Source organism: Glutamicibacter sp. BW78 (assembly GCF_002332245.1).
GTDB classification, from domain to species: Bacteria; Actinomycetota; Actinomycetes; order Actinomycetales; family Micrococcaceae; genus Arthrobacter_H; species Arthrobacter_H rhombi_A.
Genome location: NZ_NRGU01000031.1, coordinates 1 through 16,669 on the forward strand (window position 1 = coordinate 1; position 16,669 = coordinate 16,669).

15 protein-coding genes and 1 tRNA gene are annotated in these 16,669 nt (G+C 64.3%); 1 reads left to right on the forward strand and 15 read right to left on the reverse strand.

Features of this window, described 5'->3' with window-relative positions:
- Positions 1 to 24 precede the first annotated feature (24 nt).
- The 13 genes from CIK75_RS06715 to CIK75_RS06775 form a co-directional block, all read right to left on the reverse strand.
- Positions 25 to 97, reverse strand: a tRNA-Ala gene (locus tag CIK75_RS06715).
- A gap of 85 nt (positions 98 to 182) precedes the next feature.
- On the reverse strand, positions 183 to 590 hold the full coding sequence (gene rsfS / locus CIK75_RS06720; protein WP_096223412.1) for a ribosome silencing factor: 408 nt from the start codon (positions 588 to 590) through the stop codon (positions 183 to 185).
- 39 nt (positions 591 to 629) lie between these two features.
- Positions 630 to 1,757: a hypothetical protein gene (locus CIK75_RS06725; protein ID WP_096223413.1), complete on the reverse strand. Its 1,128-nt coding sequence runs from the start codon at positions 1,755 to 1,757 to the stop codon at positions 630 to 632.
- A gap of 24 nt (positions 1,758 to 1,781) precedes the next feature.
- Positions 1,782 to 2,483 (reverse strand): nicotinate-nucleotide adenylyltransferase, encoded by a 702-nt coding sequence (nadD, locus tag CIK75_RS06730; RefSeq protein WP_086996919.1) that lies wholly within the window; start codon positions 2,481 to 2,483, stop codon positions 1,782 to 1,784.
- The gene (locus CIK75_RS06735) at positions 2,398 to 2,619 is read right to left on the reverse strand and encodes a hypothetical protein (protein ID WP_086996922.1); all 222 of its coding nucleotides are present in this window, start codon (positions 2,617 to 2,619) and stop codon (positions 2,398 to 2,400) included. Before CIK75_RS06735 ends, nadD begins: the two co-directional genes overlap by 86 nt.
- Before the next feature lie 101 nt (positions 2,620 to 2,720).
- Entirely contained in the window at positions 2,721 to 4,013 is a 1,293-nt protein-coding gene (locus CIK75_RS06740) for a glutamate-5-semialdehyde dehydrogenase (RefSeq protein ID WP_096223414.1), read from the reverse strand.
- Positions 4,014 to 4,066: 53 nt separating this feature from the next.
- Entirely contained in the window at positions 4,067 to 5,266 is a 1,200-nt protein-coding gene (gene proB, locus CIK75_RS06745; RefSeq protein WP_096223415.1) for a glutamate 5-kinase, read from the reverse strand.
- The gene (gene obgE, locus CIK75_RS06750) at positions 5,263 to 6,831 is read right to left on the reverse strand and encodes a GTPase ObgE (RefSeq protein ID WP_086996930.1); all 1,569 of its coding nucleotides are present in this window, start codon (positions 6,829 to 6,831) and stop codon (positions 5,263 to 5,265) included. Before obgE ends, proB begins: the two co-directional genes overlap by 4 nt.
- A 126-nt stretch (positions 6,832 to 6,957) precedes the next feature.
- Entirely contained in the window at positions 6,958 to 7,212 is a 255-nt protein-coding gene (gene rpmA / locus CIK75_RS06755) for a 50S ribosomal protein L27 (RefSeq protein ID WP_086996933.1), read from the reverse strand.
- Positions 7,213 to 7,258: 46 nt separating this feature from the next.
- On the reverse strand, positions 7,259 to 7,567 hold the full coding sequence (gene rplU, locus CIK75_RS06760) for a 50S ribosomal protein L21 (RefSeq protein WP_086996935.1): 309 nt from the start codon (positions 7,565 to 7,567) through the stop codon (positions 7,259 to 7,261).
- A gap of 267 nt (positions 7,568 to 7,834) precedes the next feature.
- A complete protein-coding gene (locus tag CIK75_RS06765) occupies positions 7,835 to 9,277 on the reverse strand; it encodes an APC family permease (protein ID WP_096223416.1) in 1,443 nt (480 codons plus the stop codon).
- A gap of 247 nt (positions 9,278 to 9,524) precedes the next feature.
- Positions 9,525 to 12,929 (reverse strand): Rne/Rng family ribonuclease, encoded by a 3,405-nt coding sequence (locus CIK75_RS06770; protein WP_096223417.1) that lies wholly within the window; start codon positions 12,927 to 12,929, stop codon positions 9,525 to 9,527.
- Positions 12,930 to 13,297: 368 nt separating this feature from the next.
- Positions 13,298 to 14,908 carry a peptide chain release factor 3 gene (locus CIK75_RS06775; protein WP_086996943.1) on the reverse strand — a complete coding sequence of 537 codons (1,611 nt, stop codon included), beginning with the start codon at positions 14,906 to 14,908 and terminating at the stop codon, positions 13,298 to 13,300.
- Positions 14,909 to 15,028: 120 nt separating this feature from the next.
- On the opposite strand from CIK75_RS06775, the gene CIK75_RS06780 reads away from it, so the two are divergent.
- Positions 15,029 to 15,676, forward strand: coding sequence for a vitamin K epoxide reductase family protein (locus tag CIK75_RS06780; protein ID WP_179204252.1), 648 nt, complete (start codon positions 15,029 to 15,031; stop codon positions 15,674 to 15,676).
- A gap of 85 nt (positions 15,677 to 15,761) precedes the next feature.
- On the opposite strand, the gene ndk is transcribed toward CIK75_RS06780, so the two are convergent.
- Positions 15,762 to 16,178 (reverse strand): nucleoside-diphosphate kinase, encoded by a 417-nt coding sequence (ndk, locus tag CIK75_RS06785; RefSeq protein ID WP_086996949.1) that lies wholly within the window; start codon positions 16,176 to 16,178, stop codon positions 15,762 to 15,764.
- Positions 16,179 to 16,217: 39 nt separating this feature from the next.
- Positions 16,218 to 16,664 (reverse strand): DUF4233 domain-containing protein, encoded by a 447-nt coding sequence (locus tag CIK75_RS06790; protein ID WP_086996952.1) that lies wholly within the window; start codon positions 16,662 to 16,664, stop codon positions 16,218 to 16,220.
- Between the last annotated feature and the right edge of the window lie 5 nt (positions 16,665 to 16,669).

Sequence of the window (16,669 nt, forward strand, 5' to 3'; positions counted from 1 at the left end):
CGATGTCCCCAGAGATCACATCGGTGGAGGTAAGGGGATTCGAACCCCTGACCTTCTGCATGCCATGCAGACGCGCTACCAACTGCGCCATACCCCCGAAAGGGAGTTGCCGGTTTCGTTTCCGTCCGGACAACTCATCCATCATAGGGCACGGAATTTAGCCCGCGCAAATCGACGGCAGCTTACTGTGCGGTGGTCTCCGGCTCGTCGGTGGTGGCCACGGTTCGGGCTTCGACGGGCAGTTCGATGGCGGGGCAGTCGCTCCACAAACGATCCAGCGCGTAGAAGACTCGATCTTCTTGGTGCTGAACGTGGATGACGACGTCGATGTAATCCAGCAGGACCCAACGGCCGAGTCCCCTGCCCTCACGGCGGACGGGGCGTAGGTCATACTTTTCGATCAGGGCTTCTTCGATGCCGTCGACAATGGCGTTGACCTGGCGCTCGCTATCTGCCGAAGCGATCAGGAAGGCATCCGTGATCCCCAGGCGTTCGCTGACGTCTAGGGCAATCTGGTTCTCTGCGAGTTTCTCCGCCGCGGCCAATGCTGCGGTCTGGATAACGTTCAGTGAGTATTCTGTTGCAGCCATGTGGCTCCTCGGGTCATGGTGCTGGTCGTCGGAGGACGACTAGCCGTGGGTAGTGATCAAGATGATGCCGGTCGTGAGGGCTGCGGCACCCACGAGGAGTACCCCGAGGACTGTCCAGGCCCAGATATTCGCCCGCCTGGCCCCGCCCGTTTGGTAGTCCAGGGGGTCCAGGCCCTGGGCCGACCTGGCGCTCACGGGCTGGCGGGCAGCGTCGCGACCCGGTTCATCGGAAAACGGAGCCGAAAGCTCCCGCTCTTCGGGCTTCGCCCCGACGTTCTCGGACACGGCCCCGGGAGTCGGCGCCTCAACCGCGGGTCCTTTGCCGGTCGCGGGTATTTGGAGATGGAAGCCACTCGTCTCCGGGGCGTTGATCCCGGTATTGGCCAGATCTCTTTCGGCTTTTTCCCGCCGCAGCCGGTCCATGGCCCCGGTGAACGGGTCGCCAGCCTGCTCGTCCTGGTTCCGGGTGGAATGGGCTCGTTTCAGTCGTTCGCGTTCGGCCACCCGTCGGCTGATGATGGCCGCTCGTGCTGCGAGTTCACGCTGTTTGGCGAGGATCTCTAAATCGTCATGTTCTTCCTCGGCCTCGGCCCCGGCTTTCACCGGCTGTTCGAAGACCGTTTGGCGACGTGCTTCCAGGGCTGCTTCGACGCTGAGCGAGTCCTGCGTCTCGACGGGATCCTGGACAGTTTGCGACGGGGGCTCCGCGCTGGGAGTAACCTCTGCCGCTGGTTCTTCCGTTGCGGCGGCAGCCCGTGCAGCTGCCAGGGCCTGAAGCCGGAGTTGGCGTCGGGTCAGTGGGGCTGGTTCGTCCCCGCTGGGCTGGCTGCTGGCCGGTGCGGCAGGTGGCTGTGCCGCGGCTTCGCGACGTGCCTTCAATGCTTCGCGGTCCCGGGCCCGCTGCAGGGAGCTGCGCTCACCCGGTTCACTCTGCTCTTCGCGTTCGGGCACCATATCGAAGGGGACGTCCGCGGCGCGTCTGCTGCGGTTGGCCTTGGTGACGCGATCGAGCTCGTTGGTGTCCCCGGATGAGCGCGGTTCCGGCTGCGCAGCAGCGTCTTCCCCCAGGACTTGCCCACGATCGTGGCCGCCGTCAGCGCTTTCGCTGACACGGCGTTGTTCACGCAGGGATCGCCGCGTTGGCGTACGTCCCAAATCGTCGCTCATGTTGTCCATTCCAGGCAATCCCCCTCAGGTGTCGCCGTCGTAGTGATACAACTCGTATTTCGCAATGTACTGAACCACCCCATCGGGCACCAGATACCAGACCGGCTTATTCGCCTTGACCCGGTCCCGGCAAGCCGTCGAGGAGATGGCCATCGCCGGAACTTCCAGCAGGCTGATATCCGTCCGGCCCAGATCCGGGAGTTCATGTCCCGGACGGGTGACACCGACGAAATGCGCCAGGCTCCACAGTTCGTCAATGTCCTTCCAAGACATAATCCGCTCCAGCGCGTCGGCCCCGGTGATGAAGAACAATTCGGCGTTCGGCCGAAGCCGGCGTAGATCCCGCAAGGTATCGATGGTGTAGGTCGGGCCCGGGCGGTCGATATCCACCCGGCTGACCGTAAAGCGCGGGTTCGATGCCGTAGCCACCACCGTCATCAGGTAGCGGTGTTCGGAATCGGCAACGTCTTGACCCGACTTCTGCCATGGCTGCCCCGTGGGAACAAAGACGACCTCGTCCAAGTCGAACTCCGCGGCCACTTCGCTGGCAACCACCAGGTGCCCGTGGTGGATGGGGTCAAAGGTACCCCCCATGACACCAAGACGGACCGGCCTCTGGGACCCGACCGCCTGCGATCTACTAGTGATCGTCGTGGCCGTGCTTGTTCGAGAACTGCTTGTGGACGTCCTCGGCTTCGATCTGTCCTTCGTGCCGGTTGCCGACATTCGTGAAGGAAACAGCGACGAAAAGCAGCAGGAGGAAGAAGGCGAAAATTCCTCCACCGATAAGATAGGGCCAGTTTCCGGCGCTTTCGGCCTCCGCGCCGCTTGCCATGACCGTACCCAAGACCTGCGTGAGCATTTTTCTCCTTCGTGCCCGTCGTCGACCGGCGCCCCCAACGGGCGATGCGATCCGTCGATCGTCTGATGTCTGCTTACCATCCTACCCACCTGCGAGGCACTCTACGAACGGATGTGGCCATCTCCTTGAACAATCCATTTCGTCGTCGTCAACTCGCGTAGACCCATCGGACCCCGGGCGTGAACCTTCTGTGTTGAGATCCCCACTTCGGCCCCCAATCCCAGCTGGCCACCGTCGGTGAATCGTGTCGAGGCGTTGACGATGACCGCCGCAGAATCGATCTCTGCGACGAACCGTTCGGCGTGAGCGAGATCATTGGTCAGGATGGCTTCGGTGTGACCGGTGGTCCAGGTACGGATATGTTCCAATGCAGCATCGAGATCGTCGACGACGGCCACCGCCAAGTCCAGGTCCATATACTCGCGGGCCCAATCCTCCTCGGTTGCCGGGACGGCGCGGAGCCCCTCCATGAGTGCCATCGCCCGTTCATCACCGTGCAAGGTGACTCCCGCCTGAGACAGGGCCTTGAGAACCTCGGGCGCGGCCGGAGCCTGCGCATGCAGAAGCAAGGTCTCCACGGTATTGCACACGGAGGGCCGCTGGGTTTTGGCGTTCAGCAGGATCGCTGCAGCAGATTCGGCCGAAGCCGAGGCGTCAACGAAGATATGGACGTTGCCCTCCCCCGTTTCGATGACCGGGACCTGGGCGTTCTGCAGCACCGTCTGGATCAGATCGTGACCGCCACGCGGGATCAGGACATCAACTTTGCCACGGGCACCCATCAATGCCGTGGCCCCCGCCCTGCCGAAGTCATCGACGCTCTGCACGATATCGGCGGGCAAACCCACCGACTCGAGGGCGTCACGAATCAAGTACAACAACGCCTCGTTGGACCGTGCTGCAGCCGATCCACCCCGCAGCAGAACCGCGTTGCCACTCTTCAAGGCCAGACCGGCGATATCCACGGTGACGTTGGGGCGTGCCTCGTAGATGGTGCCGAGTACCCCCATCGGCACGTGGACCTGCCGCAGGCGCAGTCCGTTGGGCAGCGTCTGTCCGCGCTGCACGGTACCCACCGGGTCCGGCAGGCCCGCAAGTTCCTCGAGGGCCGCCATCAGGGCGTCGATGCGGGCGTCGTCGAGTTTGAGTCGGTCCAGCAGGCCATCGGTCGTGCCTGCCGCCCTGCCACGTTCGAGATCCTCGGCGTTGGCGGCCTTCACGGAGGCCCGCCGCTCGTCCAGGGAAGCGGCTATAGCCCGTAGGGCTCGGTCTTTCCAATCCCGGGTGGCCCGGGCCAACACGCGGGAAGCTTGTCGGGCGCGATCGGCCCGCAGCCCGACCTGACGGGCAATATCTTCGGTTGGACTGGTAGAATCGGTAACGCTCTGGCTCATGACCCAAGCCTAGTCGGCCCGACCGGAGCCATGCCGATTGTTGAGCAACAGTGTTAAGGCTTCGGTTCCGTGGGCGGCAGGGTCTGCTTCCTTCGGGTCCGTCCCCCTGGCCTGAGCACCACGAGATCATCGATGTGGACGACTTCGCGTTCGTAGTGGGACCCAAGGCTCTTGGCCAGCTCCCGGGTGCCACGTCCCAGCATTTCCGGCAGTTCCTTGGAAGCGTAGTTCACCAATCCGCGGGCAACCACTTTTCCTTCGGGATCGGTGATCTCCACGGCGTCCCCTGCTTCGAAGTCCCCGCTCACGGAGGTAATACCGGCGGGCAATAATGAGCGCGCACCCGAAACAACGGCGGCGACGGCACCGTCGTCGAGCGTTAGGCCGCCCTGGGTGTTGGCCAATTGGGCCAGCCAGAGCATCCGGGCCGGACGACGTCCGCCGCGGGCGGAGAACCACGTCCCGACATCCTCCCCTGCCAGGCCACGGCCTGCCTGTTTTGTCGACGTGATCAGGGTGGGGATCCCCGAATCGGCGGCCATGGTGGCTGCCTCAACTTTGGTGACCATGCCCCCGGTGCCCACGCCGGAGCCACCGGTCGTCCCAATGCTGACCCCGTCGAGGTCCGCAGCGCTACCCACGTCAGCGATACGGCTGGCCCCTCGCGTCGGCGGGCCGTCATAGACGGCGTCGACATCCGAGAGCAGGACCAAGGCATCGGCCTTCACCAGGTGGGCCACCAGCGCGGCAAGCCGATCATTATCTCCGAAACGGATCTCATGGGTCGCCACGGTGTCGTTCTCATTGACGACCGGGACCACACCCAACGTGAGTAGACGGCCCAGGGCCCGGAACGCATTGGCATACTGTTGACGCCGAATCAGGTCATCCGCGGTGAGCAGGACCTGGGAAACGGTGATTCCGTGGGCGCCGAAGGCCTGCGTGTACTTGGCCATCAGCAGCCCTTGACCGACACCGGCGGCCGCCTGCTGGGTGGCCAAGTCACGTGGCCTGCGGGTTAGACCCAACGGGGCGATCCCTGCGGCAATGGCGCCCGAGGACACCAGAATCAGTTCGATCCCCCGATTGCGAACAGCTGAGAGTTCAACGACCAGCCGATTGAGGGCATCCTCGGAGATCCCGCCGTTGACAGTCGTCAGCGAGGAGGAACCGACCTTCACCACGATCCGTGTCGCCTCGGTGAGTTGCGAGCGATTCCGGATCGAGGAGGGAAGGCGGTTCTGTCGGTTCACTTCCCGCTGTCCTTGGGCGAACTCTGATGCTTATAGTTCACGGACTCCGTCCACACGCCTGACTTGCGCTCGCGCTCCAATTCCGCGCGGGCTGCGGCACGCGCATCCTTGCGTTCTTGGTGGTCCTGACGCTTCTGTTCACGGGTGGGACGGCTGGCGTCCTCGAACCGGTCATCCTGGCCTCGACGGGAGCCCAACAGTTCTGCGCCGGCAGCCATGGTCGGTTCCCAATCGAAGATCACGCCGTTGTCATCGTCACCGATGACCACGGCATCCCCTGGCTTGGCCCCTGCCTTGAACAGCTTGTCTTCGACACCGATCTTTGCCAGCCGGTCAGCCAAATAGCCGACGGCTTCGTCATTGCTGAAATCGGTTTGCTTGACCCAACGCACCGGTTTTTCGCCCTCGACCCGGAACAGCGGTTCGAGGTTTCGTTCCTCACGGTGGATGGTGAAGGGGGCACGGTTCACTGCGCGGGGTCGCAGGACGGGAACCTCTACCTGGGGCAGCTCCTCGGTCGACTTTTTGCGTGCTTCGGTGACGAGCTCAGCCATGGCATAACCCAGTTCCTTCAGCCCGGTTCTGGCCAACGCCGAGACCTCGAAGACCCGGTAGCCCCGCCCTTCCAGATCGGCACGGACGAATTCGGCCATCTCCGAACCATCGGGCATGTCGGTCTTATTCAAGGCGACCAGCCGAGGCCGCTCGTTCAGCGGGACCACGACACCGTCGGCGCCCGCGTAGCTGGAGTCGGTGGCATAGGCGGCCAGTTCTGCCTCGATGGCTTCCAGATCGCTGAGCGGGTCACGGTCAGATTCCAGCGAGGCGCAGTCCAAGACATGAACCAGCGCGGCGCAGCGTTCGACGTGACGCAGGAACTCGTGCCCGAGGCCCTTGCCCTGGCTGGCCCCGGGAATGAGCCCCGGCACGTCAGCGACCGTGAATCGGACCTCCCCGCTCTGGACGACGCCCAGGTTGGGGATCAGCGTGGTGAACGGGTAGTCGGCGACCTTGGGCCGGGCCGCAGACATGGCGGCAATCAGACTGGATTTTCCGGCTGAGGGGTAGCCGACCAACGCGATATCGGCGACAGACTTCAGCTCCAGGACGATGTCCTGCTCCGCCCCGGGGACACCCAAGAGGGCGAAACCTGGTGCCTTGCGTTTTTGCGAGGCAATGCCTGCGTTACCGAGACCACCCATGCCGCCGGCTGCGGCGACATACTCGGTCCCGGCGCCGACCATATCCGCCAAAATGTTCCCGGCACGGTCTTTGACCACGGTGCCATCGGGTACCGGAAGGATCAGGGTCTCACCGTTGCGCCCGGGCTGCATATCGCCCTTGCCCGGTTCGCCGTTGCCGCCCTGGCGGTGGGGGGAATGGTGGTAGGAGAGCAACGTGGTGGTCTGGGGGTCGACGCGGATGATCACGTCGCCTCCGTTGCCGCCGCTGGCGCCGTCGGGCCCGCCGAGCGGCTTGAACTTCTCCCGACGGATCGACACGCAGCCGTGCCCTCCGTTTCCGCCGGAAACGTGAAGGACTACGCGGTCTACGAACGCTGCCACTACTGGGACTCCTCTATTGGGTGCCGCTACGGTCCTGCTGGTCCGTGATGCGGCCGGTGAAAAAAGAACTGGAGGGCGGGCCAAACGGCCCGCCCTCCAGTCTAGCTAAAATCTGTACTACAGAAATTAGCCGGCATCTACGATGTTCACGACACGACGGCCGCGACGGGTGCCGAACTCTACCGAGCCGGCTGCCAGTGCGAACAGCGTGTCGTCGCCACCACGGCCGACGTTGGCGCCGGGATGGAAGCGCGTGCCGCGCTGGCGAACAATGATTTCACCGGCGGAAACGACCTGGCCTCCGAAGCGCTTGACGCCCAGGAACTGAGGGTTGGAATCGCGGCCGTTGCGAGTGGAACTCGCGCCCTTCTTACTTGCCATTGAATGTGCCTACCTTTGAATCGTGGGTGATCTGGTCTCCGTCGCCTTAGGCGATGGAGGTGACCTTGACCTTGGTCAGTGCGGAACGGAAACCCTGACGCTTCTTGTAGCCGGTCTTGTTCTTGTACTTCTGGATGACGATCTTCGGGCCGCGGAGGTTCTCGAGAACCTCGGCGGTCACGGTGACCTTCGCCAGGTCGGCAGCAGCGGAGGTGACCTTCTCGCCATCTACCAGAAGCAGTGCTGGGAGCTCAATGGTTCCACCAGCTGCCTCGGGGACGCGGTCAAGGGTCACCCAGTCTCCTACGGAAACCTTTTCCTGCCGGCCGCCTGCGCGGACAATCGCGTACACCACTTGGGAACTCACTTCTCTCGACGTCTATTACTCTTACTGCGCACATTCCACCGGACCAAACGATCGGGGATAAGCGCTGTGCTGTCACGCCGAGCGGAAAATCCGATGAGCGGCGCATGCACCGAGGATCCAGATTACGCTATTTCGGTCCGCGGGAGCAAATACATCCTCCGACGGCGGGTCGTCAAGACCCCCGTGAGGCTGGAGCACCTTTCTACGTTACCTTCTCAGCCCCGACACCGCGAACGGCAGGCAACGACGGCTGCCTCATTTTCTTCCGGTCAAAGAGGAGATCGTCTCCCCCTCCACGCCGGGCAGCGTGTCCAGAATGGCGTTGACGTCGGTGCCCCGGCGTTTCCCCAGACGGGAATAGATCGTGAAGACCACCAGCCCGATGGCCAGCCACGGAAGGTAGATGGCCAGGGTGGTCAGTTCGTGGAAACGCCCGGTGAAGAGGGCACCCCAATTCGCCGCCTGGGAGAGCAAGGCCACCGACCCGAGCCCGGCGATGATGATCGGAAGATAGAACCAGGGGCCGGGAGAGAACGCTGCCCGGGCGGCAAACTCGGGTTTCTTGGCGTAGATATAGCCTGCAGCCACCGCCACGCCCAGGTAGGCGACGAGGTAGCTAAAGGTGGCGATGGACAACGCCTGGTCCAGTCCCCCACTCCAGAACATGAGCCCACAAGCACAAATATAGAGCGTCAGCAGCGACCAGTGCGGGGTACCGAACCGCCGGTTTACCGTGGAGAACCAGCGGGGGAAGATTTCATCCCAAGACCATGAATAGGGGATCTTGATGGCCGCGGCCATCACTGCGTGGACACTGGTGGCAGTGGCCAGTAAGCCTCCGATGGCGACCACAATGACTGCGGTATCCCCCATGAAGGTTTGGGCTGCGGTCACCAATGGCCGATCGGAGTTGGCCAGAATCGTGTAATCGCCCACCACCCCGTAGATCACCACGGCGGTCAGCATGAACAGGACCACCAGCACGAAGGTCCCTCCGAGCATCGCCAACGGCAGGTTGCGTCCTGGGTTTTTGATCTCAGCCCCCATCTGTGCCGCGACCTCGATGCCGATGAATGCGTAGAACAGAGGCACGAGGGAGCCGACGAATCCGCCGGCGCCACCGGTGAAGAACGGCTGGTAGTTGGCGGTGTCGATGGAGAACACCCCGGGAATGACCAGCACCAGGATTGCTGCCACCAGAAGTCCGAACATCGCGTTTTGCGAGACGCTATACCCCTTGACGCCGCCGAGATTGACGATGAAGAGCACGGTGAGCAGGACGAAGCCGGAGACGGCGGGGTCCACCGTCGGATAGAAGACATTGAGGTAGCTACCGAACCCGATGGCCAGCACGGCGTCGGCCGCAATGTAGCCCAACCATTTCGTCCACGTGACCACGAAGCCCAGGAAACGGCTATTGAAGGTGCGCGAAAGGTAGGTATAGGCGCCTCCGGCTGCCGAAAAGATGGTGCCCATCCAGCTGTAGTACGTGGCAATGCACAGAGCGATGATGCCGGTGACGGCAACCCCGAGGATCACGCTGGGACCCGTGGTGGTGCTCGCTGTTCCCAGGGTGACGAAGAGCCCGGCTCCGAGGGTACCGGCGACGACGGTAGCAATGGCGCAGGCCAAGCCCATGCTTCGGGGCAAGCCGGTTTCCCGGTGACCCATCACCTGTTTGGTGCTGTTGCTGGACATCGTTGTCCCACCCATCGATCAGTTGGGATGTTCACGAACCGTGAGGGTGGATGCCGTTGCCGGCCGACCGGTCCCTGAGCATCAGGGGTGGGCCATGTTTAGCACGGGGCTCCGCACCGGTCAATGATCCTGCGGGGCGTGAGCGCAACCGGGAACTCAGGCTGCCCCGCGACGGTGGGCGGGCCCCGGATCAACCAGGGCCCGCCCACACAGGTACTCTTCTGGACGGGTGAACCGTCCGTTGCGGTTACAGCTCGGAGGCCGGCACTCCCACCCCGAACATCATCGGCGCGTCTTCGGCGGCCTTCTTCTTCGCAGCCGGTTCTGAAGGCTCGAGCTTGGCGACGTGACTCGTTCCTGCCTCAGGGGACGACGACGTGGCCTCCACCCGTTCGATCGGCATATTCGCGCCGCCCTGGGCGCTGGATGCCGCCCGACTGCGCCGCGGACGGCGGGCCGGGGTACTGGCCACCGGTTGTGCTGCCGGTGCCGGTGTCAGTTGTGCTGCCGGTGCCGAGTCAACGGCCGGTGCCGGCGGCTGTACGGCGGCCGGCTCACGAACCGGCTCCGGTGCTGCGCCGAAGGCAGCACTCAACGATTCCAACGTCAGATCGGGGGTCTGTGTTGGTGCCGTGGCCCGACGGCTCCGACGTGCCCGCGGCAGTCGGACGTCTTCGCCGGCGATGCTCACCACGGGGCCATCACGATCTACCTCGGTCTCCTGTGCGGCATCGCTGCTTCCGGCCTTGCCGGCCTGCGGGCGTTCCGCCGGCTGGTGGGAGCTGGAGGCCGCGGGGCCACCGGTGGTGCTGGCACTGCCGGCGGTTTCGACCGTCTGCTCCCCCGACCCGCTGGTAGGCGACATCTCGGCCGAACCGGCACGGCCGCGGCCGCGTGAGCGGCCCCGTCCACGGCGACGCGATCCGCTCTCGGAGCCGTCTTGAGCCTCAGCGGGTGCCGTCTCGCCGTGGCTGGAAGCACCGGCGTCGTTCCCGTCGCGCTGCTTGGTTCCCCCGGTCTGCTCATGCGAGGCCTGGGTAGCGGCGGCGATGGAAGCCAAAGCGGCCCGGGTCGTTTCGGCCTTGGCTTCCGCCTCGGGGTCATGCTTCTTCGGTTCGGGCGCCGAGGGCTCGGTGGCCTGATCGGTGACCTGATCCCCGCCCTTGCCGTGACGGTTGCCGCGCTGTTTGCGGTCGTTCCGCTTCTGGTTGTGCTGTTCGCTCTGCTGGCTCGTGGACCGACGGTGTTCCACGGGCTCGTCATGGGTGACGACTCCGCGACCGTTGCAGGCTTCACAGTTTTCGCTGAAGACCTCCAAGAGTCCGGTGCCCATCCGTTTGCGGGTCATCTGCACCAGCCCCAGGGAGGTGACTTCGGCGACCTGGTGCTTGGTCCGATCCCGGCCCAGGCATTCCACGAGCCGACGCAGGACCAGGTCCCGGTTGGCTTCGAGAACCATATCGATGAAGTCGATGACGATGATCCCGCCGATATCGCGCAGCCGCAGCTGGCGGACGATTTCTTCGGCGGCTTCGAGGTTGTTCTTGGTGACCGTTTCCTCGAGGTTTCCGCCGCTGCCGGTGAACTTGCCGGTGTTCACGTCCACCACGGTCATGGCTTCGGTCCGGTCGATGACCAGCGAACCACCCGAGGGAAGGAAGACCTTGCGGTCCAGGGCCTTGTGGATCTGTTCCTCGAGTCGGCGGGCGGTGAAGATGTCCTCATCGCTCGTCCACTTCTCCAACCGGTCCAGCAGGTCAGGCGCCACATAGGTGACGTAGGCCTCGATGGTGTCCCAGGCGTGTTCTCCCGAGACGATCAGCTTGGAGAAGTCTTCGTTGAAGACGTCGCGGACGACCTTGATGGTCAGGTCAGGTTCCGCGTACAACAGTTCGGGCGGGGTGGTCTTCGTCGACGTGGACTTCGCCTCGATTTCTTCCCACTGGGCGCGCAGGCGGTTGATGTCGTTCATCAGCTCCTGCTCGCTGGCCCCCTCCGCGGCGGTGCGGACGATGACGCCGGCATTTTGCGGCAGGTGATCCTTGAGGATCTTCTTCAGCCGGTTGCGTTCGACGTCGGGCAGCTTCCGGGAGATGCCGGTCATCGACCCCCCGGGGACATACACCAGGTAGCGCCCTGGCAACGAGATCTGGCTGGTCAGCCGGGCCCCCTTATGACCCACCGGATCCTTGGTGACCTGCACCAGCACCGGGTCCCCCGACTTCAGGGCATGTTCAATACGCCGGGGCTGACCTTCGAGCCCTGCCACATCCCAGTTGACCTCACCGGCATAGAGCACGGCGTTGCGACCCCGCCCAATATCAATGAAGGCTGCCTCCATGGACGGCAGGACGTTCTGGACCTTGCCCACGTAGACGTTGCCGATGAGCGAATCCTGCTGCGTTTTGGAGACGAAGTGCTCTGCCAGAACACCATCTTCCAGCACCCCGATCTGGATGCGCTCGTCGCGCTGGCGGACGACCATCTGACGGTCCACCGATTCGCGGCGGGCCAGGAACTCCGCCTCGGTGATCACGTGGCGGCGACGACCGGAATCCCGGGAATCACGGCGACGCTGGCGTTTGGCCTCGAGTCGGGTGGAGCCCTTGACGCTGGTGACCTTATTCGACGGGGCAGGGTCGGCGGCGGCGCGGGGACCGCGCACGCGGGTGACGGTGTTGGGCGGATCGTCATCGTTGCCGCCGGTCAGTTCCAGGTCCGCGTCACCGCGGCGACGCCGCCGGCGGCGTCGCGAGCTGGATCCCGACTCGTCACTGGTTTCCTCGGAGTCGGTGCGCTCCTCCCGGTTCGGTGCTTCCTCGCGGGAACGCGACCGGTTGCGCCGGCTGGAACGGTTGCCCGTACCCGCATCCTGCCCGTCATCGGAGGAACCTTCCTCGGTGGCCCGGGTACCGGGGGCAACTGCTGCCAGGTCGGGGGCCTGGAAGAGGACGGAGATCGCCGAGTCGGGGACGGCAAACGGGTCTGCGGTCGTGGCCGGCGCGGTTTCTTCGGCGGCGGGGGTTTCCGTCACCGCCTCGGGCACGGTATCTGCTGCTGCCGGGCTATCGGCCTCTTCGGCGGCGGGGGTGGCTTTCGTGCTGGTGGCGCCTGCCCGGGACTTGCGGGCCGGGGCCTTGCGGGTCCGGGTGGTCTTGGCCGGGGCTTCGGCGGCGTCGGGGGTCTGCCCCGCGCCGTCGAGATCCGTGGTGCTGGCGGCTTCGGGCGTGTCTGCGGTGACAGCGGTCGCCGATGAGGTGCCTGCCGGTTTGCGGGTCCGCGGTGCGCGGGCCGGCTTCTGGGGCAGTTCTTCCGTCTCGGCCGTTTCGGAGGCCTGCTCCGTGCTGGCCGCAGCGGCGGCAGGTTTCCGGGTCCGTGGTGCACGGGCCGTCTTCTTGGCCGGTGCGGCCGCGGTCTTTTCGGGCTCGGCTGCGGTTTCGGCTGCTGCCGGGTCCGCGGCAGCAACCGTTGCGGCGACTTCTTCGGTGGCCGGGGCGGCAGCGGCCGCCGGTTTACGGGTCGTGGCGCGTTTGCGTGGCGCCCGCTTGGCTGGTGCCGCTGTCTGGGGTGCTTCGATACTCTCGGCGGCGTCGTCATTCAACGGGAGGGACGACTGTGCCGGCCCATTCTGCTCTTCGTTCGTTGCTTCCATGAAAGGCCATGCTCCTAGCCGGAGTACCCTCCACAGCCGGGACGCCGGCGATCGGTTCGGGAACCGCGGCCTCGTCGGCCGTCCGATCCCCGGAAGTCAGTTTTCTTATCTCCCGAGGTGCACCAACGTCGGCGGGTGCGGCGGCCCGGGAAACCAACCCAGTTCCCCGGGCGAGCCGCTTTCTGTTGCGGCGACCGTCCGCGGTTTTCATCCGCCGGCATCGTGGTCGATGCCTACGGTGATCCATCGCGTGAGGGCCCGGAATCCTGTGGTTGGGCTGGAAGCAAACTGTGGATTCACCACCAACCAACGCCATTGTCTCATACGCGTTCAATCATGAGCCGGTCGCCACGTTCTCTACCGAAGGATCAGACGGACGCGTCCTGGTTGACCCCGATCTGCGTCAGCGGGAGGTCCGGGTAGTTCTTGGCTACCCGGCGCAGCGCCCACACATCGTTGAACAACGCCAAATATTCGCCATCCGAACGGATGATCACCTCGACCCCCCGAACCGGGGCGAGCGTCGTCATGGCTTCCTTGGTGGTCAGCCGTGCCAAGGAGTATCCGAGGGTCTCCATCCGCATGGGGGCGTTGAAGTCTTGGGCCATCCTGTCCTGGACCACCTCGAACTGCATGGGTCCGACGGCGGCCAGAACGGGGGCCTGGTCTCCGCGCCGGTCCGAACGCAGGACCTGGATGATGCCTTCGTGTTCGAGCTGGTCGATGCCGCGGCGGAATTGCTTATAGCGGCTGGGATCCTTCGCGTGGGCGACGCGGAAATGTTCGGGGCTGAAATAGGGAATGGGCGGATAGGTCACCGGGGTGTCCTCATAGAGGCTGTCTCCGACCCGAAGCGCCGAGGCGTTGACCAGCCCGACCACGTCTCCCGGCCAGGCCTGGTCGATCACTTCGCGGTCCCTGCCGAACAGGTGTTGGGCATATTTGGTGGCGAACGGCTTACCGGTGTTGGCGTGGGTGACCACCATGCCGCGTTCGAAGATTCCCGAGCAGACACGGATGAAGGCCACATGGTCGCGGTGGGCCTGGTTCATGCCGGCCTGGACCTTGAAGACGAAGCCGGAGAAGGGGGCATCGACCGGACGGACTTCCCCGTCTGCGTCGGCGCGCGGTGCGGCCGAGGGGGCCAAATCCACCAGGGCGTCCAGGATCTGACGGACCCCGAAGTTCTGTGCGGCCGAAGAATAGAGCACCGGGGTTGCGGTGCCGGCATGGAAACCATCCAGGTCGAATTCTCCTGAGCTTTCCAGCAGCGAAGCCTCATCCAGGGCGTCGGACCACAGTTGCCCTTCGACGTCCTGGGCTTCCTCGGGGGTGAAATGTTCCTCCAGGGCCAAGGAGGCCCCACTGGAGTTACGGGTAAAGCGGACGTATTCGTTTTTCCGCAGATCCGCGACGCCGTGGAACTCTCCGGCAATGCCTACCGCCCAGGTCAAGGGCATGGGCCGCAATCCGGTCCGTTCGGTGATCTCGTCCATCAACTCCAGGGATTCCAGCCCGGGGCGGTCCCATTTGTTGATCACGGTGATAATCGGCAGGTTCCGTTGCCGGCACACCTCGAAGAGCTTCATGGTCTGGACTTCCAGCCCCTTGCCCGCATCGATCAGCATCACCGCGCAGTCCACGGCAGCCAGCACCCGGTAGGTGTCTTCCGAAAAGTCAGCGTGGCCCGGAGTGTCGACCAGGTTGATCACGGTGTCACGGTATTCGAACTGCAAGGCGGTGGAGCTGATCGAAATACCGCGATCCTTCTCCATTTGCATCCAGTCGGAGACGGTGTCTTTGCGGTTGGATTTGCCGTTGGTTGCCCCGGCGGTGCCGATCACCCGTGCATGGAGTGCCAGCGCTTCGGTGAGGGTGGATTTGCCCGCATCGGGGTGCGAGATCACCGCAAAGGTACGACGACGGGAGGACTGGTCGATGATCTGGGGATCAGCGGCCTTGGCGGGAATCTGCGACACTACACTTCTTTCACGTTGGAGAACTCTGCCAGTCTACCGTCCGTGGCGTGGCCTCCGGGCCCTAGAATCGAAGTGGATGGCGGCAATCGCCACGACACCGACAGACCCGAGGAGCCCCGCGTGGCCCAGCATGCCCCCAGTAGGAACCAGCCGGACGGCACCTCGATCCGGCCAGCCCGCGAGGATCTTCCCGGCTACGCCAAGACCCCCATTTTCGGGTGGATCCTGGCCATCACCGGTTTCGTCAGCTGGATCGCCTCCTCGGCGTTGACGCTTGAACGGCTGGAAATCTACAAGAACCCGGACTACGTCACCTCCTGCGATATGAACCCTTTCGTATCCTGCGGAAGTGTCATGCGCACGGCACAGGCGGCCCTCTTCGGCTTCCCCAACCCGCTGATTGGTGTTGCCGGATTCGCGGTGCTGACCGCGATCGGCATCACCCTCATCGCCGGGGCCACACTGCCGCGCTGGTACTTCGTGGGCCTGCAGATCGGCGTCACGCTGGCCATGGCCATGATCGGCTGGCTGTGGTTCCAGGCCCTCTACGTCATCGGGATCCTCTGCCCCTACTGCATGGTCGTCTGGGCCATGATGATCGTCGTGTTCACCTACACGACCGCCCGGAACATCAGCCACGGGGTTATTCCGGCACCCGCCGGTGTGCGGAAGTTCCTGGCGGAATGGCATTGGGTGATCGTCTCGCTGATCGTCCTGCTCTGTGCCGGGTCCATCCTGATCACTTTCGCCAAGGTGTTCTTCGGCTAGAACGAACCCTTGCCGCGAACGACGTCGGCCGCCGCTCCCCTGGACGGGGGGGCGGCGGCCGATTCTGCGGGGGCACTGGTTCGGGCTAGGAGAACCAGATCCCGATTTCGCGTTCTGCCGACTCGACCGAGTCGGACCCGTGCACCAGGTTCTGCTGGACCTTCAGGCCCCAGTCGCGGCCGAGGTCACCACGGATGGTGCCGGGGGCAGCTGCGGTCGGCTCGGTGGCGCCGGCCAGTGAGCGGAAGCCTTCGATGACGCGTTCGCCTTCGAAGATGGCGGCGACGACCGAGCCGGAGAGCATGAATTCCACGAGCGGCTCGTAGAACGGCTTGCCGACGTGCTCTTCATAATGAGCCTCGAGGATCTCGCGGGTGGCCTGGACCTGCTTCAATTCGACCAGGCGGTAGCCCTTGGCCTCGACACGGGCCAAGATGGTGCCGGTCAGCTGGCGCTTCACGCCATCGGGCTTGACCAGGACGAGGGTGCGTTCTGTGGACACGGAGGTGCTCCTTCTGTGGTGCGGGGATCTATGACCAGTCTAGTGGTCGGTTTCGGGCTCGGGGTTCGCGGCTTCCCATTCGGCTTGCAGCCGGTCCCGTTCGGCGTTCTCCAGGTCGATGGACCTGCCCTTGGTGACGGCATACCACCAGCACAAGGCGAACAGGACCCCGATGAAGAACATGGAGGCATCCACGAACCCGAGCAGGATCAGCAGGATCTGGACGATCCATCCGATCCAGTAGCCCAGGGGTTTGTTCAGGAAAGCGCACGCAATAATGCACACGGCCATGATCCACCCACCGGTCAAAAAGATCAGCAGGGGGTCGATCGTGTCCCGGTAGAGGCCGAAGACGGCCAGCGTCGCGAACAGGGCGACGCCGGCTTCGAGCACCAGAACGGTGGAGGCAAAGAGCACCCGTGTCGAGCGGCGCTTCTTTTTCATCCCGGGGCGCCAGGCGCGTTGGGCTTTGGTCATGCGTGCCATGTTCT